The following is a 22270-nucleotide window of genomic DNA, read 5'->3' on the forward strand; positions in this document are numbered from 1 at the left end:
ACGTCATGGCATTTGCTTTCCCCCCGCGCCGCGTCTAAGCCATGCGATCATGCAGACGGACCTCACAGCGCTGAAAGACGTGATGGAGACGGCGGCGCTCGCCGCCGCCCGCGCCATCATGGCCGTGCACAGCACCGGGCCCGAAGTGCAGGTCAAGCCGGACAGTTCCCCGGTGACGGAGGCCGACGAGGAGGCCGAGCGGCTGATCCTCGCCGCGCTTGCGGCGCACTTCCCGGATATTCCCGTCGTCGCCGAAGAGGCGGTTGCCGCCGGGCATGTTCCCGATATCTCCGGCGGACTGTTCTTCCTCGTCGATCCACTCGACGGCACGAAGGAATTCATCGCCGGCCGCGGCGAGTTCACCGTCAACATCGCGCTCATCCGCGACGGCGCGCCTATCGCCGGCATCGTCCTGGCACCCGCGCTGAGGACCGGCTTCGTAGCGTTGGAGAGCCGCGCCGAACGTTTTTCGGTAACGGAGGATTTTGCCATCGGCGAGCGCCGCGCAATCGGCTGTCGCGGCTGCGGCCCGGCACCGACGGCCGTCGCCAGCCGCTCGCACGATACGCCCGAGACGGCGCGCTTCCTCGACGACAACGGCATCGGCGCCTGCACCGCCATCGGCTCGTCGCTGAAATTCTGCCTCGTCGCCGAAGGCCTCGCCGACGTCTACCCTCGCTTCAGCCGCACCATGGAGTGGGACACCGCCGCGGGCGACGCCGTGCTGCGCGCAGCCGGCGGGCGAACATCGACGCTCGACGGCGCGCCCCTTGCCTACGGCAAGCGCAACCAGCCCCACGACGCCGACTTCGCCAATCCCAATTTCATCGCCGCAGGCGCGGGGTGGAGTGCGCGGGCGGGAAAGTGACCGCTCTCCTCTCCTCCCCCGCTCTCCCAACTCTTCCCTTAATCCCTTCCCCACTCTCCGACGTCATCCTCGGGCTTGACCCGAGGATCCATCCCTCGTCCGCAGCGGGTGCCGCATGGATGCTCGGGTCAAGCCCGAGCATGACGATGGAAAGGTGGGGCGCCCAGAAGTAGGCACCAGAAGTAGGCAGAGGCGCGCGCTGTAAGGAAGCGAATCTGCCCCTATGCTGTCGGCGTCGCCTCCACCGTCTCGGCCTCCGGCTCCCCGCCCTTGTCCTCCGGCTTGATGCGGAACCAGGCGACGTAGAGCGCGGGCAGGAAGAGCAGCGTCAGCACCGTGCCGACGATGATGCCGCCCATCATGGCGTAGGCCATCGGCCCCCAGAACACCTCGCGCGAGATGGGGATGAGCGCGAGGCTCGCCGCCGCCGCCGTCAGCATGATCGGGCGCATGCGGTGCTGCGTCGCCTCGTGCACGGCGTCCCAGGCATGCATGCCCTCGCGCCTCAGGTCCTCGATCTGCACCACGAGGATGACGGAGTTGCGGATGAGGATGCCGATGAGCGCGAGCACCCCGAGGATCGCCACGAAGCCGAGCGGCGCGCCGCTGCCCAGAAGCGCGATCACCACGCCGATGAGGGCGAGCGGAGCCACGGCGAAGACGAGGAAGAGCCGCGAGAAGCTCTGGAGCTGCAGCATGAGGATCGTCGCCATGGCAAAGAGCATCAACGGCACGACGGCGACGATGGGCGCCTGGCTGTTGGCGCTTTCCTCCACAGTGCCGCCGACCGTGACGTCGTAGCCGGCCGGCATCGCTTCGCGGAAGGCGTTGACGTCCTTGTCCATCTGCGAAACGATCGTCGCCGGCTGCACGCCGCCGGCAATGCTCGCCTTGACGGTGATGGTGGGCTGGCGCGAACGGCGCCAGACGACCGGCTGCTCCATCTCGTAGCGGAAGTTGGCGACGGCGGCGAGCGGAACGGAGGTGCCGTTCGCCGTCGGGAGCTGGAGCTGGCGCAGCGTCTCGATGGACTGCCGCTCGCTCGCCCGCGCCCGGCCGATGACGTCGATCAGGTAGACGTCGTCGCGGATCTGGGTGACCGTCGTGCCGCCGACGACGCCGTTGAGCGCCGAGGAGATGTCCTGCGAGGTGACGCCGAGTTGGCGGGCCTTGTCCTGCAGGACGTCGACCTTCACCACCCGCGCCGGCTCGTTCCAGTCGTAGACGATGTCGCCGAGGCGGTCGTTCCTGCCGATGAGTTCGCCGAAGGCGAGCGCCTGCTGGCGCACTTCCTGGATATCCGGGCCGCTGACGCGGTACTGGATGGGCCGGCCGACGGGCGGGCCGATGTCGAGCAGCTTCACCAGCGCATCGGTGCCGGGGAAGGTCTCGCGCAGATAGGCCTGGAGGTCGGCGCGCAGCCGGTCGCGCGCTTCGAGGTCCTTGCTGACGATGACCGTCTGGCCGAAGGCCGGCGACGGCGGCTGCACGTCGAAGGACAGGAGGAAGCGCACCGCGCCCTCCCCGACATAGGACGACCAGCGCTCGATATCCGGATTGCCCTTCAGCTTCTCCTCTTCCAGCCTGGCGATCTGCGCGTTGGTCTCGGCAATCGAGGCGTTCTGCGGCAGCGCCCAGTCGATGACGAGCTCCGGCCGGTCGGAGGACGGGAAGAACTGCTCCTGGACGAAGCGCATGCCGAAGACCGAGACGAAGAAGACGAGGACGGTCGCGGCGATGGTCGTCCACTTCCAGCGCATGCAGACGTCGAGGATGCGCTCGAAGAGGCGGGCGAAACGGCCCTTCTCCTCATGATGCTTCTTCATCGACTTCGGCAGGATCGTCACGCCGAGCAGCGGCGTGAAGACGACCGCGACGACCCAGGAGACGACGAGCGAGATGGCGATGACGACGAAGAGGCTGAAGGTGAACTCGCCGGCCGCGCTGTTGTTGAGGCCGATGGGAATGAAGCCCGCCACCGTCACCAGCGTGCCGGTGAGCATGGGGAAGGCGGTGGAGGTGTAGACATAGGTCGCAGCCTTGCGCAGCGTATCGCCCGCCTCCAGCCGCGCCACCATCATCTCGACGGCAATCATGGCGTCGTCGACGAGAAGGCCGAGCGCGATGATCAGCGCCCCGAGCGAGACGCGCTGCAACGAGATGTCGTCGTAATACATGAAGACGAAGGTGATGCCGAGCGTCAGCGGGATGGAGAGCGCGACGACGAGGCCGGCGCGAAGCCCGAGGCTGACGAAGGAGACGATGAGGACGATGGCGACGGCCTCGAACAGCGCGCGGGTGAAGCCGGACACCGCCTCCTCCACCACCTTCGGCTGGTCGGAGACGAGATGCACGTCGACGCCGACGGGCAATTCGTTGGAAAGCTGCGCGATCTTCTTTTCCACCGCCGCGCCGAACTCCAGAAGGTTCGAGCCCTGCTTCATGCCGATGGCAAGGCCGATGGCCGGCTCGCCGTTGAAGCGGAAGAGCGCGGACGGCGGGTCCTCGTAGCCGCGGGTGATGGTGGCGATGTCGGAGAGGCGGAAGAAGCGGTTGTTGACGCGCAGGTTCACCTCGCGAAGGTTCGCCTCGGAGGCGAACTGCCCGCCGACGCGCACGCTGACGCGCTCGCCGTCGCCCTGCACGACACCGGAGGGGGCAATCGCGTTCTGCGCCTGGAGCGTGGAGACCACCTGCTGGGTGGAAATGCCGAGCGCAGCGAGCTGGCGCGTGGAGAATTCGAGATAGATCACCTCGTCCTGCGCGCCGATGAGGTCCACCTTGCCGATGTTAGGCACGGTGAGGATGCGCGTGCGGGCGTCCTCGACATAGTCGCGGAGCTGGCGCGGCGTCAGCCCGTCGGCGGTGAAGGCGTAGATATTGCCGAAGACGTCGCCGAAGCGGTCGTTGAAGGCGGGGCCGACGACGCCGGAGGGGAACTCCCCGCGGATGTCGTTGATCATGTTGCGCACCGTCAGCCATGTGCCGGGCACGTCGCGCGCCCGGGTCGTCGGCTTCAGGTTCACGAAGACCAGCGTCTGGCCGGGCGTCGTCACGGAGCGGCTGAAATCGAGCGATTCCAGCTCCTCCAGCTTGCGCTCGATGCGCTCGGTCACCTGCCGCGTAGTCTCCTCCACGGAGGCGCCGGGCCAGGCGGCGCTGATCGTCATCGTCTTGATGACGAAGGACGGATCCTCCTCGCGGCCGAGATTCTGGTAGGTGAAGAAGCCGAGCAGCGCGAAGACGAGCATGAAGTACCAGACGAGCGAGGCATGCTCGAGCGCCCAGTCGGAAAGGTTGAACTTCTTCATAGGCCTGCCTCGTCCGTCATCTTCACTTTCTGGCCTTCCTCAAGGCTGTGCACGCCGGCGGTGACGACGCGGTCGCCCTCCTTGATGCCGCTCGCCACCATCACCGAGGAACCGCTTCTGGCCCCCGTCTCGACGGGCACGAGATGCACTTCGCCCTTCCCGGTATCGACGAGCCAGACATGCGGCTTGCCGTCCTTTTCCAGCACCGCCGTTTCGGGCACGAGAATGCCGGTATGGGCCGGCCCCTCCAGCTCGGCGGTGATCGTCGTGCCGAGCCGCACGGTATCCGGCGGGTCCTCCAGCGCGATCTTGACGCGCCGGGTGCGCGTCACCGCGTCGGCGGAAGGCGCGATCTCGCGCACCGTGCCCTTGACCGTGATGGCCGGGTTGATCTGCAGGGAGACCGTGAAGCGGCTGCCGAGCCCGATGGCCTCGGCCGTTTCCGGAATGTCGACCACCGCGTCCCGCTCGTCCGGCCGGGCGACGGTGACGATGGCGGCGCCGGGCGAAACGGTCTGGCCGACCTCGGCGCCCGTCGCGACGACCACGCCGTCGAATTCGGCGGTGATCTGCGTATAGGAAAGCTGCTCTTCGGCCTTGGTCAGGGCCGTGCGCGCCCGCGTCACGCCGGCATCGGCCGCCTCGCGCGACTGTTCGGCGCTCTCGACGGCGGCCTTGGCGGCGGCGTTCGACTGGAGCAGCGTCTTCTGCCGGTCCTCGGTGGCGACGGCGCTTGCAAGCGTCGCCTCGGCGCTGGAAAGCTCGGCCCGGGCGGAGCGCACGGCCAGCTCATAGGCGGTCGAATCGAGCACGGCGAGCACGTCGCCCTTCTTCACGAGGTCGCCGACATGGACGGTGCGCGAGACGAGCCGGCCGGAAACGCGCGAGCCGAGCGCGGCCTGCACCTTGGCCTGCACCGTGCCGGCAAAGCGGGTGCCGGCGAGCGCCGTCGGCGTGGCGACTGTGAAGAGGACGGGCCGCGGCGGGGCGGCCGCCTCTTCCTCCTTCTTGCAGCCGGCAAGCAGGCTTGCGGCAAGCGCGGCGCTCGCCAGGAGAACGGGAAGCTTCCTCATTGCACGTCTCCCCCGACAGGCGCGACCTTCTGGCCGGGGCGCAGCAGCTTCGTGCCGTCGGCAACGTAGATCTCGCCCTCCTCGATGCCGCCGGAAATCAGCGCCGAGCCCGTCTCGTAGGAGAGGACGTCCACGGCGCGCAGGCTGACCGTCTCGCTCGCCTTGTCGACCACCCAGAGCGCCGGCTTGCGGCCGATGCCGGAAATCGCCTGCCAGGGCACGACGGCGACGCGCCGCGGCGCGAGCGCGCCGACGCCGACCACGGAGGCGCCGAGCGTCATTTCCGGCGGCGTCCGGTCGAGACCGATCTTCACCCGCACCGTGCCGGTCGCCGCATCGATGGTGGGCGAGACCTCGCGGACATTGCCCGTGGTACGGACCTTGTCGTCGCTGAGCAGCGTCACCACCACGCCGTCCTTGGAGGGATTGGCGAAGAACAGCGATTCGTAGACGTCGAAGACGGCATCGCGCGGGCCGTTGTCGGCAAGGGTGAACATGGTCTGCGCCGCCTGTGCCACCTGGCCGGCCTCGGCGAGGCGGGCGGTGACGATGCCGTCGGCCGGCGCGCGCAGCTCCGTATAGGAGAGCACTTCCCGGGCCGTGTCGCGCTGGGCGACGGCCGCTTCGCGCGCGCTCTCGGCCGTGCGCAGCGCCGTCTCGGCATCGTCGAGGTCGCGCTGGGTGCTGATGCCGTCGTTGAGAAGGGATTTCTGCCGGTCGTAATTGGTGCGGGCGAGCTTCAGTTGCGCCTCGGCCGCGCGAACGCCCGCCTCCGCCGCCTCGACATCGGCGTGCTGTTCTTCCGGGTCCAGCTCGGCCAGGACCTGGCCTTCCTTCACCGTATCGCCGACATCGACGAACCAGGCGGTGATGCGCCCGCCGACGCGGAAGGAGAGATCCGTCTCCACGCGCGCCGCCACCTCGCCGGTGACGGTGACGGATTGCTCGCGCTCCTCGAAATGCGCCGGCGCGATCCGCACCGGCCGCGCCGCGCCGTCGGCGAAGGCCGGCATGGCGGCGGCCGAAAGCAGCAAGGCCGCAAGCATCACTCTGCCCGATCGGGTCATCGTCGTCTCCACTGTTGCAGAAACCCCATTTAATGTGGGTCCTCATTATATCGCGAAGAGCAGACTGGCAAGCCTTGGTGCCGACTTGCCGCATGGCGAGTGTGGCCAACTCTTGGCGAAAAGCCAATCGGCAAGGCCACCGCGACGGCAAATTATGATTAAGTCCTGTTTTTCATCGCTCTAGGAAGCGCACGAACAACAAGGCCGCCGGACTTCTCCACACCTTATGGGGGAGTTGCACGACGGCCTTGCCGGAGCGGCCTTTTCCGGCCGCTTCTCTCTTTTGGTCCCCTCTGGACCGGCCCTTGCGATGCAGGAAGCGTGCCACGCGGAAAAACGCCTGCGGGAGCGGGATCCGCCCCGTTCCGGCACAGGTGCCTGCCCAAATGCTGGGCAGGCTGCGCAAGGAAAAAGGGCGGCCCGCTGCCGGACCGCCCTTTCTCTTATTCAACCTGCCGCCGCTTCCGGCTCAGAACTCTTCCCAGTCCTGCGCCGCCGCGGCTGCCGCCTGCCCGCCGCCGAAGGCGCGGGCGAGCTTGTTGCCGAGCGCCCGCGCGCCGGAGGCGGCAGGACGCGGCTCGGCCGCCTGCGCCGCACTCGCCGGACGCTGCCCGGCAAGCCCCGCGCCGAGGCGGAACTGGGCGATGAGCGTGTTGAGCGCGGCGGCTTCCGTCGCCAGTGCGTGGCTTGCCGCCGTCTGCTCCTCCACCATGGCCGCGTTCTTCTGCGTGCCCTGGTCGATGGAATTGACAGCGGCGCTGATCTCGTTGAGGCCGGTGGACTGCTCGCGCGCCGAGCGCACGATGGCCGCCACGTTCTGGTCGATCTCCTGCACCTGGTCGACGATTTGCGAAAGCGACGAACCGGTCTCGCCGACGAGCGTGACGCCGAGATGGACCTGCTCGCCCGACTTGGTGATGAGCGCCTTGATGTCCTTGGCCGCGCTTGCCGAACGCTGGGCAAGCTCGCGCACTTCCTGCGCGACGACCGCAAAGCCCTTGCCGGCCTCGCCTGCACGCGCGGCTTCCACGCCGGCATTGAGGGCGAGGAGGTTCGTCTGGAAGGCGATCTCGTCGATGACGCCGATGATGTTGGAGATCTCGCGCGAGGAGGTCTCGATCCCGCTCATCGCATCGACGGCGCGGCGCACGACCTCGCCGGACTTCTCCGCCCCCGCGCGGGTGCGCTCGACGAGCTGGCCGGCATCCTCGGCCCGCTTGGTGGCGTCCTTGAGCGAAGTGGTGATCTCCTCCAGCGCGGCGGCGGTCTCCTCGACGGAGGCGGCCTGCTGCTCGGTGCGCTTGGCAAGGTCGTCGGAGGCGGCGCGGATTTCCGCCGAGCCGGCCTGGATGGCATTGGCATTGCTGCCGACCGAGCGCAGCGCCGATTGCAGCTTTTCGACCGAAGCGTTGAAATCGTGGCGGACCTCGTCGAGCGAGCCGGCGAAGGCCTCGGTGATACGATGCGTCATGTCGCCGTCGGCAAGCTTCTGCAGGCCCTCGGCCAGCGCCTCGACGGCGATGCGCGTCTGGCGCTCGCGCTCGGCCGCTTCCTCGGCGCGCTGGCGGCGCTCCTCCTCGGAAAGCGCGCGGTTCTGCTCGGCTTCGCCTTCGAGGCGCACCTTGGCGAGCGTCGCATCGCGCAGCACGGCGAGCGAGCGGGCCATCTCGCCGATCTCGTCCTGCCGCTCGGATTCGGAAAGGTCGACATCCGTGCGGCCGCGGGCGATCTCGCTCGTGGCGACGATGACCTTGTCGAGGCGCTTGCGGAAGCGCGTGGCCAGCAGCCAGCCGATCGCCACCATCAGGCCGGCCGCGATGGCGATGACGACGATCGAGGTCAGCGCGAGCGAGGTGAGCTTGGCGAAGAGCAAGGATTTCGGCACGGAAACCACGGTGAACCAGGTCGTGCCCGGAACGAGCGGCACCGGCACGGCGACCGCGATGGACGCGACGCCGGCCGCATCCTTGACCTCCATCGCCTTTTCCGGATTGGCGACCAGCGCCTGCCATGTCGCATCGAGGCCGGAATCGGCGAGCGTCTTGCCGAGCACGGCCGCATCCGGATGGCTGATGATGCTGCCGCCCTGGCTGAGAAGCGCGACATAGCCCTCGCCGAGCGGCTTCAATTGCGCCATGTCCGCCGCCAGCGCGTCGAGGGCGATATCCACGCCCGTCTCGCCGCGGAAGGCGCCGTCGAACATCAACGGCACCATGAAGGAGGTCATCAGCACGGTCTTGCCGCCGATGACATAGCTGTAGGGCTCGGTCAGGAAGTCCTTTCCGGTCGCCTTGGGCACCTGGTAGTAGTCGCCCGCGCCGGGCTTGTCGTAGTCGACCAGCGGCACCAGCTCGACCTTGCCCTCGTCGCGCACGAAATAGGGAATGTAGCGGCCCGTCGCGTCATGGCCGGGCTTGTCGCGATACTGCTCGTCCTTGCCGTCGAAGGCGCCGGGCTCCCAGCCCGTGCTCACGCCGAGCGCGAAGGGATTGTCGTCCATCAGCCGGAAGAAGACGCTGTTCATCACCTCGCGGCTCGGCTCGCCCGCGGCCTTCACCGCATAGAGCGTGGAGCGCATGTTCCAGCTCAGCGCCTTGACCTTGGCGAAATAGGTCTCGACCTTGCCGGCGCTCGCCTCGGCGGCGTTCACCATTTCCGAGATCGACCGCTCTTCCACGGCCCGGTAGGACAGCCAGAGCAATATCCCCGCCGTCGCCACGGTCGTGGCCACCCCCGCCGCCACGATGGCGAACATGTTCCTGGCAGTCGCAGTCTTCGGCAGCATGAAGCGTCTCCTGGCCGGGCGCGAGGCACAGCGGCACCGTGTGGAATGGCGGGACATGCCGGCTCGCGCGGCGAAGCAGGGACGAAGTCATTTCGCAAACGGGAGCGTAAGCGAATGCTGGTTTATGAAAAGATAAAATTCTAGCGACCCGCCGCGGAACGAATCCCGCACAAAAACGCTCTTCCCATGGCTTGGCCGCCGCTGCCGTTCAGGAAAAGTGAACAATCCGTTCGGCAGGGCCGGTCTTCCGGCGGCGCGGGCAAGGGGCGATATTCGCCTCAACGCAAGGCCCCGCAGCGGGGCACGCACAGGGCATCCCGGATCCATCCAGGGAGGAGTGACCATGACCCAGCAGCTTACCGGCATCCATCACCTGACGGCGATCACCGCCAATGCGCAGGAGAACCTGCGCTTCTACACGCAGACGCTCGGCCTGCGCCTCGTCAAGAAGACCGTCAACCAGGACGACACCAGCGCCTACCACCTCTTCTATGCCGACGGCCTTGCCTCGCCCGGCACGGACCTCACCTTCTTCGACTGGCCGGTCGGCCACGAGCGGCGCGGCACGCACAGCGTTTCCCGCACGGGCCTTCGCGTCGCCAGCCTCGCCACGCTCGAATGGTGGAGGGACCGCCTTGCCGACTTCAAGGTCAAGGCCGGCGAGATTCGCGACGTCGCGGGCCGCGCCACGCTCGATTTCGAGGACGGCGAAGGCCAGCGCTTCCGCCTGACCGTGGACGATGCCGGCGCGCCGGCCCATCCTTGGAAAAAGAGCCCGGTTCCGGCCGAACACCAGATCAAGGGCCTCGGCCCCATCACCCTCAGCGTTCCGGATATCCGCAACACCGAGGCCGTGCTGGTCCAGGTCATGAACATGAAGAAAACCGCGACCTATCCGAACCCGGACGGGGCGGGCGACGTCCATGTCTTCTCGATGGGCGAAGGCGGCCCGGCCGCCGAACTGCACGTCGCCGTCGAGCCGGACCTTCCGGCCGCCCACCAGGGTGCGGGCGCCGTGCACCACGTCGCCTTCCGCGCGCCGGACGAGGAAGCGCTGCACGGCTGGACGGAGCGCCTGCGCGGCTTCCGCCTGCCCTCCAGCGGCGAGGTCGAGCGCTTCTACTTCCGCTCGCTCTATTTCCGCGAGCCGAACGGCATCCTGTTCGAGATCGCCACGGACGGGCCCGGCTTTGCCGTCGACGAGCCGATGGAAACGCTCGGCGAGAGCCTGTCGCTGCCGCCCTTCCTCGAGCCGCGCCGCGCGCAGATCGAGGCCCGGCTGAAGCCGCTCGCCTGACAGGACTTCCCCGACCCCGGCGCGACATCGTCCCGCCGGGGTTTTCGTCCCTGCAACGGAGATGGACATGACGAAACTGGTGGCAATCTCGGGAAGCCTGCGCAAGGCCTCCTTCAACACGGCGCTCCTCAAGGCCGCGCTGACCATGGCGCCCGAGGGCGTCGAGATCGTGGAGGGAACGATCCGCGGCATTCCGCTCTACGACGCGGACGTCGAAGCGGCGGACGGCATCCCCGAGGCCGTCGCCCGCCTCAAGGACCTTGCGGCGGGCGCCGACGGCGTCATCCTCTTCACGCCGGAATACAACAACGGCATTCCCGGCGTCTTCAAGAACGCCATCGACTGGATGAGCCGCCCGCCCGCCGACATTTCCCGCGTCTTCACCGCAAAACCCTTCGCCATCGCCGGCGCCTCGCCCGGCAATTTCGGCACGCTCCTCTCGCAGGAAGCCTGGCTGCCCGTCATGCGCACCCTCGGCACAGTGCCGTGGTTCGGCGCAAAACTCATGGTCTCGCGCGCCGGCACCCTCATCGAGGACGGCAAACTGATCGACGAGGCGACCGAAAGGAAGCTCCGCGACTTCATCACCGCCTTCGCCGCCTTCGTGGAGCAGCATAAGCGGTAGGGGCGTGTGGATCCTCGGGTCAAGCCCGAGGATGACGGAGGGGAGGAGAGGTTGCCCGCCTGTTGATCCGTCTATTGAAAGGTGCGGCATGCGGGACGGCCACTTTCGTCACCGTCCCTCTCTTCTTTCGTCATCCTCGGGCACGACCCGAGGATCCACGCGCCACCCGCTGCATGACAAAAAGGGCGCGTCCTTCGACGCGCCCTTCCCCATCCCCAATCAGCCGACGACGCGTTCCTTGTAGGCCTTCGCCAGCTCCAGGTCAGCCGGCCCGATGTCGTGGCCGGCGGGGAGGAGCCGGTGCTCCACGCTTGCGCCGCGGGCCGCAAGGAGGCGTTCGAGGTCTCCGGCAAAGCGGCCGTAGGGATCGGCCTCGCCGCTCAGCATCAGGACGTTCGCCTTTTCCGGCGTGCCGGCCGCCGGCATGCTTTCGAGCACGTTCATGCCGCGCAGCAGCACCGCGTTGCGCACGATGCCCGGATGCAGCAGCATGACGGCGCCGATCATGTTCGCCCCGTTGGAATAGCCGACGAACAGCGTCTTTTCCGGATCGAGCCCATAGGCCGCGTTCGCCCCTTCCATGAAGGCCGCGAAGGCCGCCGCCTCGCCCACGATGTCCTTCTGGTCGAAGGTGACGGCGGTGAGGCGGCGGAAGAAGCGTGGATAGCCCTCGTCGTTGCTGCGCCCGCGCGGGGAGAGCAGCACGGCATTCGGCGCAAGGCGCGCGCCGAAGGGTAGGAGGCTCGTTTCGTTGCCGCCGGTGCCGTGCAGCAGCACGACGGCGGTACCGTCCGGCGTTTGCGGGCGGTGCACCCGATGGATGAAGGGCAGGTCGCGTTCGGACATTCTTTCTTCTCCGGGCAGGGAAAATTGCGGAAGCCGGGCCCGGACATCCTCCGGGTCGGCGCGGAAATGCTTCGGGACGAACAGCGTGGTGCCGAGCGTCTCCGGCGGCTCGTCGACCGTCATGCCGGGGCCGTCCGTCGCGTATTCGACGAGCGATCCGCCGGGTTCGCGGACATAGAGCGAGTAGAAATAGGTGCGGTCGTGCATGTTGGTATCGCCCACCCCTTCCCTTGCAAGCCGGGCGGCCGCGGCTTCCACGGCCGCCCGGTCCGGCGCGCGCAGCGCGACGTGGTCGATCGTGCCGGTGCCGGGCGCGGCGGTCCAGAAACCGCTGGCATTGCGGATGTCGATGACGTCGCCCGCCCCGCTAGCCAGCCGCAGGATGCCGTTCGCCTCGGCGACCGTGCGGAAGCCGAAATGCCCGGCGATGAACGCCGCCGTCGCGGCCGGCTTTTCCGACAGGATCGTCGCGCCGCGGAGGCGCTGGATGGCGTCCGCCGCCGCAATCTCCTTCGTGACGTTGGGCGCCGGGCCTTCCACGCCCGCCTCGCCGACGAGCTTGACGATGATGCCGTCCGGGTCCTTGAGGCGCAGCACCGGCTCGCCGAACTCCTGCGCCGGGCCGGTGAGCGCGATGTTGTGCGTCAGCGCGCGCGTCAGCCAGAAGCCGATCGCCTCCGGCCGGATGGCAAAGGCGATCTCGGACGGCTGGCCGAGGCCGACCCGTCCGGGGGAACCGTCCTCCCAGGCCAGGAACGTGACGAGCGAGCCGGGGCTTGCCGCCGCATCGCCATAGAAGAGATGGAGCTGGTCGGCATCTTCGTAACCTGCCGTGCGCTTGACGAGCTTCAGGCCGAGGAAGCCCGCGTAGAAATCGACATTCGCCTGGATCTTCCGGGTGATGGCGGTGATGTGATGGATGCCACTTGTCATGAGGCACCTCCTTTCGCCCGCACCCAATCAGGATTTGGCATACCGCGCCAGCCGGCGCCCGGTGAATGGACTGTCCACAAAACGAAACCGGCCCCGCCGCGCGGCGAGGCCGGGAGCATCCGGCAGGATGGCCGGATCGTCCGTGATCGGGTTCAGGCGGCTGCGACGGCCGCCGGGGAGATCGCCCGCGCGGAGGCGGCCGGATCGTTGAGGAGACGGCGGATCGCGGCGCGCACCTCGTCTGCCGAGGAGAAGCGCTGGGAATCCAGGTCCCATACGGAATACTTGACAGCCATGAACTTCAGCCGGTCCTCATCCGGAACGACGACGCCGACGGCTTCACCACCGATTTCGATAACTTGCTTCTTCATAACAACTCCTGCCGAGCCCGAAGGCACAGCCAAATTCTGTCTTGCGCTAAACTCGAAGAGGGGAATCAGATCACATTCGGCAGAGGGCCGTATGCGGTTTCCCTGTAATCGTTTCACGACAGGAGCACGCCACACCCGTGGAGGCGATGCGGTTGAGATCGAACATGACACACTCCCTCTTGTTGGCGCTGACGCTTAAAAAAAGGACGCGTCAGGGGCGGACCGGAATGAAACGCATGCGGTCCTCATGCGATGCTCCAACACATAGGCGGCTCTCCTTTTCTTGTCAATGGAATCCGCAGGTTTTTGGAAAAAAATGCTGCCGGATTTGTGTGACAAATTCGAATCGCAAAATAATGTTCGCGGATGCAGCATTTCCCAGAAAAATATGTCGTGATGACGAACATTCTGGGGAATTGCCGTGGCACAACCTTGCGGCGTATCGAGAATGATACGGCTTTCGCTCCGCGGGCATCATGGCGCGGCCGCGCGCGTCCTGTCAGTTGCACTGCGGACACACCCCTTCAGTGAAGCAGGGGAAAAACGCTGTGGGACCATTCTTTTTTCGGGGTGAGGCTCGATCTTCGCGTGAAACATGAATAAAGAGTGAATCACGATTTTGTTCAGTTAAGATGGCCGTCATGTCGGCCCGCAGGGTATGACCATGAATTTCACCAGGACACTTTTTCCTCTGAGCATGCTCCTCCTGTCGGGGTGCGTCGTCGGTCCCGATTACCAGAAGCCCGATGCCGTCCTTCCGGCCAAGTTCTCGGAAAGCAAGGCAACGAGCGGCGAGAACGTCGCGCTCAATCCGTGGTGGGAAGCCTTCCGCGACAAGCGCCTCAACGGCCTCGTCCACCAGGGCATGGCCGAGAACCTCTCGGTCCGCCAGGCGCTGGAGCGCATCGAGGCGGCCGAAGCGAACGTCGTCGTCGCCGGCGCGGGCGGGCTGCCGAGCATCGGCGCCTCGGCCGATGCCTCCGCAAGCGGCCAGGACGGCAGCTACCTGCGCCGCACGACCGGCAAGGACCATTCCGAATCGAAGTCGATCTCGGGCGGCGCGAGCGTTTCCTGGCTGCTCGACTTCTTCGGCCAGTACCGCCGGTCGAAGGAAGCGGCAAGCGCCTCGCTCGACGCAGCCTATGACGATGTCGGCGTCGCGCGGCTCGCCTATCTCTCCGACCTCGTTTCGAGCTACGTGAACGCGCGCTACTATCAGGAAGCGCTGGCGCTCAACCGCAAGAACCTCGAATCGCGCCGCGAGACCCTCAAGCTCACCAACGAGATCAAGGAAGCGGGCGCCGCCTCCAGCCTCGACGTGCTGCAGACCGAAGGTCTCGTGAACCAGACGCTGGCCGATCTGCCGGCGCTCGAAACCGGCTTCCATCAGGCGGCGAACCACATCGCCACGCTGCTCGGCGTGCCGGCGGCCACGATCACCTCCAGCCTCACCAAGGGCGCCGCGCAGCCGATGCCGCGCTATTCGACCCGCACGGGCGTTCCGGCCGACCTCATCCGCAACCGTCCGGACATCCGCGCGGCCGAGCGTCGCCTGCAGGCGGCAACGGCACAGATCGGCGTCGCCGAGGCGGATCTCTACCCGAGCATCGAACTCGGCGGCTCGATCGGCGCCTCGCGCAACTTCAACGCCATCACCGGCAGCCTGTCGAGCTGGTCGTTCGGCCCGTCGCTGACGCTGCCGATCTTCTCGGGCGGCGCGCTGCAGGCCCAGGTCAAGGTGGCCCGCTCGGAAGCCGAGCAGCAGTACCTGACCTGGAAGTCCACCGTGCTGAACGCCGTCGAGGAAGTGGAGAACGCCCAGACCGCGCTCATCCGCGACGGCCAGACGGTCGCCGCCCTGCGCAAGGTCGTCAATTCCTACGAGCAGACGCTGAACCTTGCCCGCGAAAGCTATCGCGGCGGCGCAAGCACGATCCTCGACGTGCTCGATGCCGAACGCAACGTGGCTTCGGCCCGCCTGTCGCTCGCCTCGGCGATCCGCCAGCTTGCCCGCGACTATGTCGCGCTCAACGTGGCGATCGGCGGCGGTGCGGAAATCGGCGCGGCAACGGTTGCCAGCAAGTAAAAAGCCGGTTCGGACATGATCCAGGAGCGCTTTCCCCGAAAGGGGGAAGCGCTCTTATTCCTTGAGGAAGCCTTCGAGCGCGGCGGCGGTCCGCCCGTAATGCTCGCGCAGGGCCGCGCTGGCACCCTGCCCGTCGCGGGCCAGCGCCAGTTCCATCAGCCGGCGATGCTCGGCGGCGGGATCCCGCGCGCCGGCGGAGATGCTGACCGACAGGCGGCGATAGCGGTCGGCGCGCGAAAACAGCTTCTCGCAGATTTCCAGCAGGATGGGCGAGCCGCAGGCCGAGATCAGCGCGGCATGGAATGCGGCGTGGCGCTCTTCCCAGTCCTCGCGGATGGCGGAGGGAATGTCCTCGCGCGCCTGCGGGATGCGGGCCATCAGGTGATGGGCGGCGATCACCCGCGCCTCCCAGTCGGCATCGCCTTTCTCCACCGACAGGCGCAGCGCCTCGCCCTCGCAGAGCTGGCGCGCCGCCGTGAGGTCGCGCAGCTCCGAAAGCGAGAGGCTGGCAACGCTGTAGCCGCGATGGTCGTCCAGCACCGTGAAGCCTTCCGCCGTCAGCCGCGCCAGCGCCTCGCGCACCGGCGTTACGCTCATGCCGCACAGCGCCTGGAGATCGGCGAAGCGCAGCCGCTCGCCCGGCTTGACGCTTCCCGAGCGGATCGCCTGCCGGATCGCCTCGTAGGCGTCCCCCGCAAGGGTGCGCCCGCCTGCCCGCTTTGCTTCCATCCGTCTCCGCCTATTTTGCAAACTCTGGAAGATTTTCGAAAATCGTTGACTCGATGTAAAACGAGGGCGAAGGTGGGCGCAACCGAAATCGGCAAGACCATCGTTCAAGGAGGATGACATGAAGCTGGTGCGCTTTGGCGCGGCGGGCGCGGAAAAGCCCGGATTGATCGACGCGGACGGCAAGGTGCGCGACCTTTCCGGCGTGGTGCCGGACATTTCCGGCGACGTGCTCGGCCGCACGGGCCTGGAACGCCTGCGGGCGCTCGATCCGAAGAGCCTGCCGCTCGCCCCGGAAGGCAGCCGCTTCGGCGCCTGCGTCGGCCGGGTCGGCAATTTCATCGCCGTCGGCCTCAACTATGCCGACCATGCGGCCGAAAGCGGCATGGCCGTGCCGGCCGAGCCCGTGCTCTTCAACAAGGCGCCCTCCTGCATCGTCGGGCCGGACGATACGGTCCTCATTCCCCGCGGCTCGGAAAAGACCGACTGGGAAGTGGAGCTGGCCGTGGTGATCGGCGAACGCGCCTCCTACGTTTCCGAGGCCGACGCGCTGAACTATGTCGCGGGCTATTGCGTGTGCAACGACGTTTCCGAGCGCGCCTACCAGATCGAGCGCGGCGGCCAGTGGACCAAGGGCAAGGGCTGCCCGACCTTCGGCCCGATCGGCCCCTGGCTGGTGACGACGGACGAGGTGGATCCCGGCAACCTCGCCATGACGCTCAGCGTCAACGGCGAGCTGGTGCAGAACGGCTCGTCGAGCACCATGGTCTTCAAGGTGCCCTTCCTCGTGCATTATATCTCGCAGTTCATGGCGCTGGAGCCGGGCGACGTCATCACCACCGGCACGCCCCCGGGCGTCGGCATGGGCATGAAGCCGCCGCGCTACCTCAAGGCCGGAGACCGTATGGAAGTCTCCATCGCCGGCCTCGGCACGCAGCGCCAGCAGGTCGCGGCAGCCTGAAAAGCAAAGCCTGGAAAAGCGAGAGGGGCCTGAAGGCCCCTCTTTCGTTTCGTCCTCAGTGCACCGTCGCCGGCGACGACTCGTCGTCGAGGATGCGGAAGGCCTCGTCCAGCGCGGCCACCAGGATGTCCGTCAGCTCGTCGGCGTCGTTTTCCATGAGGAAGAGCGCGACCGTGGCATTGTCCGGGTCGCTGTAACGTTCAAGGTCGTTCGACATGTCATTGTCCCTTTCCAGCCGGCACCATCCCGGTTAACGGAAAGCTTAGGGACGCAGGCTTGCGCATGGCTTGTGCCGGAAAGGAACAGAGGGCGCAAGACCGCCCGTCAGCCGCACCAGGACTGATGGCGACCGCTCCACGGCCGCGCCAACCCTTCCCGCACGAGTCTCCCGCCGATGGACTGGCCGCCGCGCAGGACGAGATGGGGCGTAGCGCCCGCCCGCTCGCCGGCCTTGCCTTTCGCCTCCACGAGCGTGACGTCGCCCTCGTTCAGGATCTCGCGCAGGCGCAGCTTCGCATCGCCCCCGCGCGAACGCTCCGAATCGCAGCGCGCGCCGGTGATGGCCGGCGTGTCGATATCGGCAAGGCGTACCTTGCGGCCGGCATATAGAAGTGTGTTGCCGTCGACGACGCAATAATCGGTCTGCGTCGTGCAGATGAACCATTTGCCGGAAAAGGGCGGCAGTTTCTCCGCGGCGGGCATTGCCTGCTCCGCCTTCCCGGCGACGGCCACCTTCGGCGTCGGCACCGCCGCCTTGCGTTCCTTGCGGTCTATCGAGGCGGTGCGGATCGCCGATATGGCCGCCTCCGGTCCCGGGCCGGCATTGTCCATGTAAAGAACGCCGCCGACCACGGCCGCACCGATCAGATACCAGTGCGCCATGCCGCCGCGTTTCGCGGAGGACGCCCGTTTCGCGCCCGTCCGTTTCTTTCGCCTGTTCGCCGTCTTCGCCATCGCCAGTCTCCTGCGCGGACAGTGCGACGATCCTTTGAAGATATGGTTACCGGACGGTGGAAAGACGTTGCGGCCGGCCTCGCGCCTATCGCCGCCCGCCCCTGCCCGGGCGCGTGGCGAGCACGTTGCGGATCGCAAAGCTGGAATGGATGCGCGAGACGCCCGGCATGGCCGAGAGTATCTCCTTGTGGATGCGCTCGAATTCGCCGGCATTGGCGACCTCGACGCGCAGGAGATAGTCCGAGCCCCCGGTCATCAAAAAGCATTCGCGGATTTCCGGATGCTTGCGCACCGCCGCCTCGAAGCGGTCGAGATGATCTTCCGTCTGCCGTTCGAGCGTGATGTTGATGATGACGGCGATGGCCGCCTCCGCATTGGAGGCATCGACAAGCGCCGTATAGCCGCGGATGACGCCCGCCTGCTCCATCAGCTTGATGCGCCGAAGGCAGGCCGACGGCGACAGCCCGACCTCGGCCGCAAGGGCCGCGTTGCTCATGCGCGCATCGAGCCGCAGGAGCCGAAGGATATTGCGGTCGATCGCGTCCAGAGCCGCCATAGCAGATCATTCCAAATATTCGCCGTTCCTTTCAAAAATCATGCCCGGACACAACAATCAAGCGCTGTTTCGCCGGCAATTTCACGATCGTTGCAATACTCTGCCGGCAATCGGGGGGCTTCGATGGATATGACGGCACGGGACACTCGGTTCGGCGGCACGGCGGGCGCGGAAGGCGCTTCCGGCTACCTGACCATCGATCTTGCGGCGCTTGCCCGCAATTACGAAAAGCTCGCCGCCGCGCTCGCCCCGGCGCGCGCGGCGGCCGTCGTCAAGGCGGATGCCTACGGGCTCGGCGCCGACCGGGTCGCCCCCAGGCTCTACGCCCATGGCTGCCGCGATTTCTTCGTCGCCCAGTTCGTCGAAGCGCTCCGCCTGCGCCCGCTTCTCGCCGCTGACGCGCGCATCTTCGTGCTGAACGGCCTCCAGCCAGGCAACGAGGCCGCCTGTGCCCGCGAGGGCATCGTGCCGGTCATCAATTCGCTGGACCAGTGGCGGCAATGGGCCGAAGCGGCAAAGGCTCTCGGCCGCCGCCTGCCCGCCGTGCTGCAGTTCGACACCGGCATGTCCCGCCTCGGCCTGCCGCCGCAGGACCGCAAGGCGCTTGCCGGCCTGCTGGCAGCGGAAGGCGGCATCGACGTCCTGTTCGCCATGAGCCACCTTGCCTCTGCGGATGAGCCGGACAGCGAACAGAACGGCGACCAGCTCGCCGAGATGAGCCGCATTGCCAAGGAGTTTCCCGGCCTCGATCTTTCCTTCGCCAATTCGGGCGGCATCTTCCTCAGCCCCACCTATCACGGCCGCCTCGCCCGCCCCGGCATCGCCCTTTACGGCGGTGCGCCGACGGGCGGACGCGAAAATCCGATGGAGCCGGTCGTCAGCCTCGACGTCGCCGTGGTGCAGACCCGCACCGTGCCGGCCGGCGCGCGCGTCGGCTACAGCGGCACCCATGTCACGACGGGCGAAACGCACCTTGCCACCATCGCCGCCGGCTATGCGGACGGCCTGCCGCGCAGCCTCTCGGGCCGCGGCGCGGTGTATTGCGACGGCCTGCGCCTTCCCATCGTCGGGCGCGTCTCGATGGACAGCATCACCATCGACATCTCCGCCCTGCCGGAAGGCCGGCTGACGCTCGGCAGCCGCGTCGAAGTGCTCGGCCCCCACCAGGCGCTCGAGGACGTCGCCCGGGATGCCGGCACCATTTCCTACGAGATCCTGACCGGCCTCGGCCACCGCTACCACCGGCAATATCGCTGATCCTTCTTCTTCCCTGTGAGGACATCATGAAAGTCATCGTTCTCGGCGCCGGTATCGTCGGCGTCACCTCGGCCTACCAGCTTGCGAAGGCCGGCCACGAAGTCACGGTCGTCGACCGCCAGCCCGGCCCGGCGCTGGAAACGAGCTTCGCCAATGCCGGCGAAGTCTCCTTCGGCTACTGTTCGCCGTGGGCTGCGCCCGGCATTCCGATGAAGGCGATGAAATGGCTGTTCATGCAGCACGCGCCGCTCATCCTGCGCCCGAAGGTCGACATGGCCATGCTCTCCTGGATGGCGCAGATGCTGCGCAACTGCACCTCGGCCCGCTATGCGCTCAACAAGAGCCGCATGCTGCGCCTTGCCGACTACAGCCGCGTCTCGCTCGCCGCGCTGCGCGAGGAGACCGGCATCGCCTATGACGAGCGCATGCAGGGCACGCTGCAGCTCTTCCGCAGCGAAGCCCAGCTCGATGCCTCCGCCAAGGACGTCAAGGCGCTCGCCGCCGACGGCATTCCCTATGAGGTTCTCGATCCCGAGGGCTGCATCCGCGTCGAGCCGGCGCTGAAGCATGTACGCGAAAAGATCGTCGGCGGCTTGCTGACGCCGAAGGACGAGACGGGCGACTGCTTCAAGTTCGCGGGTGCGCTGGCGGAAAAAGCGAAAGCGCTCGGCGTCGTCTTCAACTACGGCAGCATCATCCGCGGCCTCGACGTGGAGGGCGGGCGCGTCACCGGCGTCGTCACCGCGCATGGCAGGATCGCGGCGGACGCCGTGGTCGTGGCGCTCGGCAGCTTCTCGCCGCTCCTCGTGCGCCCGCACGGCATCCGCCTGCCGGTCTATCCCGTCAAGGGCTATTCGCTGACGATCCCGATCACCGACGCCTCGCGCGCCCCGGAATCGACCGTGATGGACGAGACCTACAAGATCGCCATCACCCGGCTCGGCGAGCGCATCCGCGTCGGCGGCATGGCGGAGATCTCCGGCTATACCAACGATCTCGGCGAGCCGCGCCGCCTGACGCTGCAGCACTCCGTCACGGATCTCTTCCCCGGCGGCGACGTGTCGAAGGCGAGCTTCTGGTCGGGCCTTCGCCCGATGACGCCGGACGGCACGCCCGTCATCGGCGCGACGAAGGTCGCCGGCCTCTTCCTCAACACCGGCCACGGCACGCTCGGCTGGACGATGAGCTCGGGCTCGGCCCGCCTCATCGCCGACCTCGTCTCCGGCAGGACGCCCGAGATCGACGCGACGGACCTCGCCGTCGCCCGCTATGGCTAAGGGCGCGGGCCGCCACCCACGACTTGAGAAAAATTTACCGGCTGGCTATACCGGCAACATGCGGCTTTCATGCCGTTATTCCGGTTGCCTCGACGCCCTTCCCCTTTCTCCCGGTAAATATTTACTAGAGGTGATTTCGGAGATTTCGCAACTGTGACACAATGAGCGGATGAAACGAACGGAATGACGCGATGGTAACGATCAAGGAAATCGCCAAGGCCGTCGGCGTCTCCTCCGCCACGGTCTCGCGGGTGCTGAACTACGATCCGGCCCTGTCGATCTCGCCGGCCAAGCGGCAGGCGATCATCGAGACGGCGGAGGCGCTGAACTACGAGACGCCGCGCAACCGCAACAAGGCGAACGGCCATGCCTCACCGAGCCTCCTCACCCGGCTCGTCATCGTGCATTTCCTCGAACCGTCCGACGAGATCGCCGATCCCTACTATGTCGGCGTCCGGCTCGGCATCGAGAACCGCTGCCGCGACCTCAAGACGGAGATCGTCAAGGTCTTCCATTCCGATGCGTTGCCAGAGGCGGCCCTTCTGGAAAGCGCCTCGGGCGTCATCGTCATCGGAAAACATTCCGACAACGAGATCGCCTGGGTCGAGGAGCATTCCCGCCACCTCGTCTTCGCCGATTTCGACCCCAAGAGCGACCATATCGACAGCGTCTTCTCCGACATGGGGCTCGCCACCCGCAAGATCCTCGATTGCCTGAAAGCCAGCGGCTACAGCCGCATCGGCTTCATCGGCAGCCATGAGAGCCTCAACGGCGGCGTGCAGCATTTCGCCGAACGGCGCTGCGCGGCCTATATCGAATGGCAGAAGAAGAACGGCACCTTCGACCCCGACCTTCTCGCCCTTGCCGACTGTTCCGGCGGGCAGAGCCTCCGGCTCGACACCGGCTACCGGCTCGCACGCGACCTGCTGGCGCTCACCGACCGGCCCGACGTCATCGTCACCTCGAACGACAACATGGCGATCGGCACCTACCGCGCCCTGCAGGAGGCGGGGCTGGCGATCCCCAGGGACATCGCCGTCATTTCCTTCAACGACATCCCCGTCGCCCAGTTCCTCACCCCGCCGCTCACCACCGTGCGCATCCACGGCGAGCATATCGGCGAGACGGCCGTGGACCTGCTGCTGGAGCGCCTTTCCGGCCGCGGCTACGGCAAGCAGGTGCGCATCGCCACCGAGCTCGTCTGGCGCGAGAGCTGCCGCAAGCCGCCGGAATCGTGAGGCTTTTCGCCCTCTTCGCAACCGCAATAAATATTTACT

18 protein-coding genes are annotated in these 22270 nt (G+C 67.0%); 8 read left to right on the forward strand and 10 right to left on the reverse strand.

What is annotated here, in order from left to right; translation table 11 throughout:
- The first annotated feature begins 70 nt into the window (after positions 1-70).
- Entirely contained in the window at positions 71-868 is a 798-nt protein-coding gene (gene cysQ / locus ACZ5TO_RS12275) for a 3'(2'),5'-bisphosphate nucleotidase CysQ (RefSeq protein ID WP_464800387.1), read from the forward strand.
- Positions 869-1089: 221 nt separating this feature from the next.
- On the opposite strand, the gene ACZ5TO_RS12280 is transcribed toward cysQ, so the two are convergent.
- The 4 genes from ACZ5TO_RS12280 to ACZ5TO_RS12295 all read right to left on the reverse strand — a co-directional run bounded on the left by ACZ5TO_RS12280 (position 1090) and on the right by ACZ5TO_RS12295 (position 9104).
- Positions 1090-4179: an efflux RND transporter permease subunit gene (locus tag ACZ5TO_RS12280; protein WP_464798280.1), complete on the reverse strand. Its 3090-nt coding sequence runs from the start codon at positions 4177-4179 to the stop codon at positions 1090-1092.
- Positions 4176-5252 (reverse strand): efflux RND transporter periplasmic adaptor subunit, encoded by a 1077-nt coding sequence (locus ACZ5TO_RS12285; protein ID WP_464798281.1) that lies wholly within the window; start codon positions 5250-5252, stop codon positions 4176-4178. Before ACZ5TO_RS12285 ends, ACZ5TO_RS12280 begins: the two co-directional genes overlap by 4 nt.
- Entirely contained in the window at positions 5249-6319 is a 1071-nt protein-coding gene (locus ACZ5TO_RS12290) for an efflux RND transporter periplasmic adaptor subunit (protein WP_464798282.1), read from the reverse strand. The genes ACZ5TO_RS12285 and ACZ5TO_RS12290 overlap by 4 nt, the downstream gene beginning before the upstream one ends.
- 469 nt (positions 6320-6788) lie before the next feature.
- Complete coding sequence (locus tag ACZ5TO_RS12295; protein ID WP_464798283.1) at positions 6789-9104, reverse strand: methyl-accepting chemotaxis protein; 2316 nt, start codon at positions 9102-9104, stop codon at positions 6789-6791.
- A 343-nt stretch (positions 9105-9447) separates the two neighbouring features.
- Here ACZ5TO_RS12295 and ACZ5TO_RS12300 point away from each other — a divergent pair, with 343 nt between their 5' ends.
- Both ACZ5TO_RS12300 and ACZ5TO_RS12305 read left to right on the forward strand, forming a co-directional pair.
- Entirely contained in the window at positions 9448-10401 is a 954-nt protein-coding gene (locus tag ACZ5TO_RS12300) for a ring-cleaving dioxygenase (RefSeq protein ID WP_464798284.1), read from the forward strand.
- Positions 10402-10468: 67 nt separating this feature from the next.
- Complete coding sequence (locus tag ACZ5TO_RS12305) at positions 10469-11026, forward strand: NADPH-dependent FMN reductase (RefSeq protein ID WP_464798285.1); 558 nt, start codon at positions 10469-10471, stop codon at positions 11024-11026.
- Positions 11027-11245: 219 nt separating this feature from the next.
- On the opposite strand, the gene ACZ5TO_RS12310 is transcribed toward ACZ5TO_RS12305, so the two are convergent.
- Entirely contained in the window at positions 11246-12805 is a 1560-nt protein-coding gene (locus ACZ5TO_RS12310; protein ID WP_464798286.1) for a VOC family protein, read from the reverse strand.
- A gap of 152 nt (positions 12806-12957) precedes the next feature.
- Positions 12958-13176 (reverse strand): hypothetical protein, encoded by a 219-nt coding sequence (locus tag ACZ5TO_RS12315; RefSeq protein WP_464798287.1) that lies wholly within the window; start codon positions 13174-13176, stop codon positions 12958-12960.
- 664 nt (positions 13177-13840) lie between these two features.
- Here ACZ5TO_RS12315 and ACZ5TO_RS12320 point away from each other — a divergent pair.
- Positions 13841-15262, forward strand: a complete 1422-nt coding sequence (locus tag ACZ5TO_RS12320; protein ID WP_464798288.1) for an efflux transporter outer membrane subunit — start codon at positions 13841-13843, stop codon at positions 15260-15262.
- Between the two features lie 54 nt (positions 15263-15316).
- Here ACZ5TO_RS12320 and ACZ5TO_RS12325 read toward each other — a convergent pair whose 3' ends face one another.
- Positions 15317-15991, reverse strand: a complete 675-nt coding sequence (locus tag ACZ5TO_RS12325) for a GntR family transcriptional regulator (protein WP_464798289.1) — start codon at positions 15989-15991, stop codon at positions 15317-15319.
- A 118-nt stretch (positions 15992-16109) separates the two neighbouring features.
- On the opposite strand from ACZ5TO_RS12325, the gene ACZ5TO_RS12330 reads away from it, so the two are divergent.
- The gene (locus ACZ5TO_RS12330; RefSeq protein WP_464798290.1) at positions 16110-16949 is read left to right on the forward strand and encodes a fumarylacetoacetate hydrolase family protein; all 840 of its coding nucleotides are present in this window, start codon (positions 16110-16112) and stop codon (positions 16947-16949) included.
- 55 nt (positions 16950-17004) lie between these two features.
- On the opposite strand, the gene ACZ5TO_RS12335 is transcribed toward ACZ5TO_RS12330, so the two are convergent.
- The 3 genes from ACZ5TO_RS12335 to ACZ5TO_RS12345 form a co-directional block, all read right to left on the reverse strand.
- On the reverse strand, positions 17005-17166 hold the full coding sequence (locus ACZ5TO_RS12335; protein ID WP_184147071.1) for a hypothetical protein: 162 nt from the start codon (positions 17164-17166) through the stop codon (positions 17005-17007).
- A gap of 107 nt (positions 17167-17273) precedes the next feature.
- Complete coding sequence (locus ACZ5TO_RS12340) at positions 17274-17903, reverse strand: thermonuclease family protein (RefSeq protein WP_464798291.1); 630 nt, start codon at positions 17901-17903, stop codon at positions 17274-17276.
- Between the two features lie 85 nt (positions 17904-17988).
- Positions 17989-18459: an Lrp/AsnC family transcriptional regulator gene (locus ACZ5TO_RS12345; protein ID WP_184147067.1), complete on the reverse strand. Its 471-nt coding sequence runs from the start codon at positions 18457-18459 to the stop codon at positions 17989-17991.
- Between the two features lie 123 nt (positions 18460-18582).
- Here ACZ5TO_RS12345 and alr point away from each other — a divergent pair, with 123 nt between their 5' ends.
- The 3 genes from alr (at position 18583) to ACZ5TO_RS12360 (ending at position 22231) form a co-directional block, all read left to right on the forward strand.
- Positions 18583-19716, forward strand: coding sequence for an alanine racemase (gene alr, locus ACZ5TO_RS12350; RefSeq protein ID WP_464798292.1), 1134 nt, complete (start codon positions 18583-18585; stop codon positions 19714-19716).
- A gap of 26 nt (positions 19717-19742) precedes the next feature.
- Positions 19743-20993 (forward strand): D-amino acid dehydrogenase, encoded by a 1251-nt coding sequence (locus ACZ5TO_RS12355; RefSeq protein WP_464798293.1) that lies wholly within the window; start codon positions 19743-19745, stop codon positions 20991-20993.
- 191 nt (positions 20994-21184) lie between these two features.
- A complete protein-coding gene (locus tag ACZ5TO_RS12360) occupies positions 21185-22231 on the forward strand; it encodes a LacI family DNA-binding transcriptional regulator (RefSeq protein WP_464798294.1) in 1047 nt (348 codons plus the stop codon).
- Positions 22232-22270 lie beyond the last annotated feature (39 nt).

The organism is Shinella sp. Sh6 (genome assembly GCF_055392685.1).

Excerpts from the sequence above, each read along its gene's own strand:
- ACZ5TO_RS12340 (WP_464798291.1), bottom strand. The coding sequence starts at position 17,903 with ATGGCGAAGACGGCGAACAGGCGAAAGAAACGGACGGGCGCGAAACGG.
- ACZ5TO_RS12290 (WP_464798282.1), bottom strand. The coding sequence starts at position 6,319 with ATGACCCGATCGGGCAGAGTGATGCTTGCGGCCTTGCTGCTTTCGGCC.
- ACZ5TO_RS12280 (WP_464798280.1), bottom strand. The coding sequence starts at position 4,179 with ATGAAGAAGTTCAACCTTTCCGACTGGGCGCTCGAGCATGCCTCGCTC.
- ACZ5TO_RS12315 (WP_464798287.1), bottom strand. The coding sequence starts at position 13,176 with ATGAAGAAGCAAGTTATCGAAATCGGTGGTGAAGCCGTCGGCGTCGTC.
- alr (WP_464798292.1), top strand. The coding sequence starts at position 18,583 with ATGGATATGACGGCACGGGACACTCGGTTCGGCGGCACGGCGGGCGCG.
- ACZ5TO_RS12295 (WP_464798283.1), bottom strand. The coding sequence starts at position 9,104 with ATGCTGCCGAAGACTGCGACTGCCAGGAACATGTTCGCCATCGTGGCG.
- ACZ5TO_RS12360 (WP_464798294.1), top strand. The coding sequence starts at position 21,185 with ATGGTAACGATCAAGGAAATCGCCAAGGCCGTCGGCGTCTCCTCCGCC.
- ACZ5TO_RS12285 (WP_464798281.1), bottom strand. The coding sequence starts at position 5,252 with ATGAGGAAGCTTCCCGTTCTCCTGGCGAGCGCCGCGCTTGCCGCAAGC.
- ACZ5TO_RS12355 (WP_464798293.1), top strand. The coding sequence starts at position 19,743 with ATGAAAGTCATCGTTCTCGGCGCCGGTATCGTCGGCGTCACCTCGGCC.
- ACZ5TO_RS12345 (WP_184147067.1), bottom strand. The coding sequence starts at position 18,459 with ATGGCGGCTCTGGACGCGATCGACCGCAATATCCTTCGGCTCCTGCGG.
- ACZ5TO_RS12330 (WP_464798290.1), top strand. The coding sequence starts at position 16,110 with ATGAAGCTGGTGCGCTTTGGCGCGGCGGGCGCGGAAAAGCCCGGATTG.
- ACZ5TO_RS12335 (WP_184147071.1), bottom strand. The coding sequence starts at position 17,166 with ATGTCGAACGACCTTGAACGTTACAGCGACCCGGACAATGCCACGGTC.
- ACZ5TO_RS12320 (WP_464798288.1), top strand. The coding sequence starts at position 13,841 with ATGAATTTCACCAGGACACTTTTTCCTCTGAGCATGCTCCTCCTGTCG.
- ACZ5TO_RS12310 (WP_464798286.1), bottom strand. The coding sequence starts at position 12,805 with ATGACAAGTGGCATCCATCACATCACCGCCATCACCCGGAAGATCCAG.
- ACZ5TO_RS12300 (WP_464798284.1), top strand. The coding sequence starts at position 9,448 with ATGACCCAGCAGCTTACCGGCATCCATCACCTGACGGCGATCACCGCC.
- ACZ5TO_RS12325 (WP_464798289.1), bottom strand. The coding sequence starts at position 15,991 with ATGGAAGCAAAGCGGGCAGGCGGGCGCACCCTTGCGGGGGACGCCTAC.
- ACZ5TO_RS12305 (WP_464798285.1), top strand. The coding sequence starts at position 10,469 with ATGACGAAACTGGTGGCAATCTCGGGAAGCCTGCGCAAGGCCTCCTTC.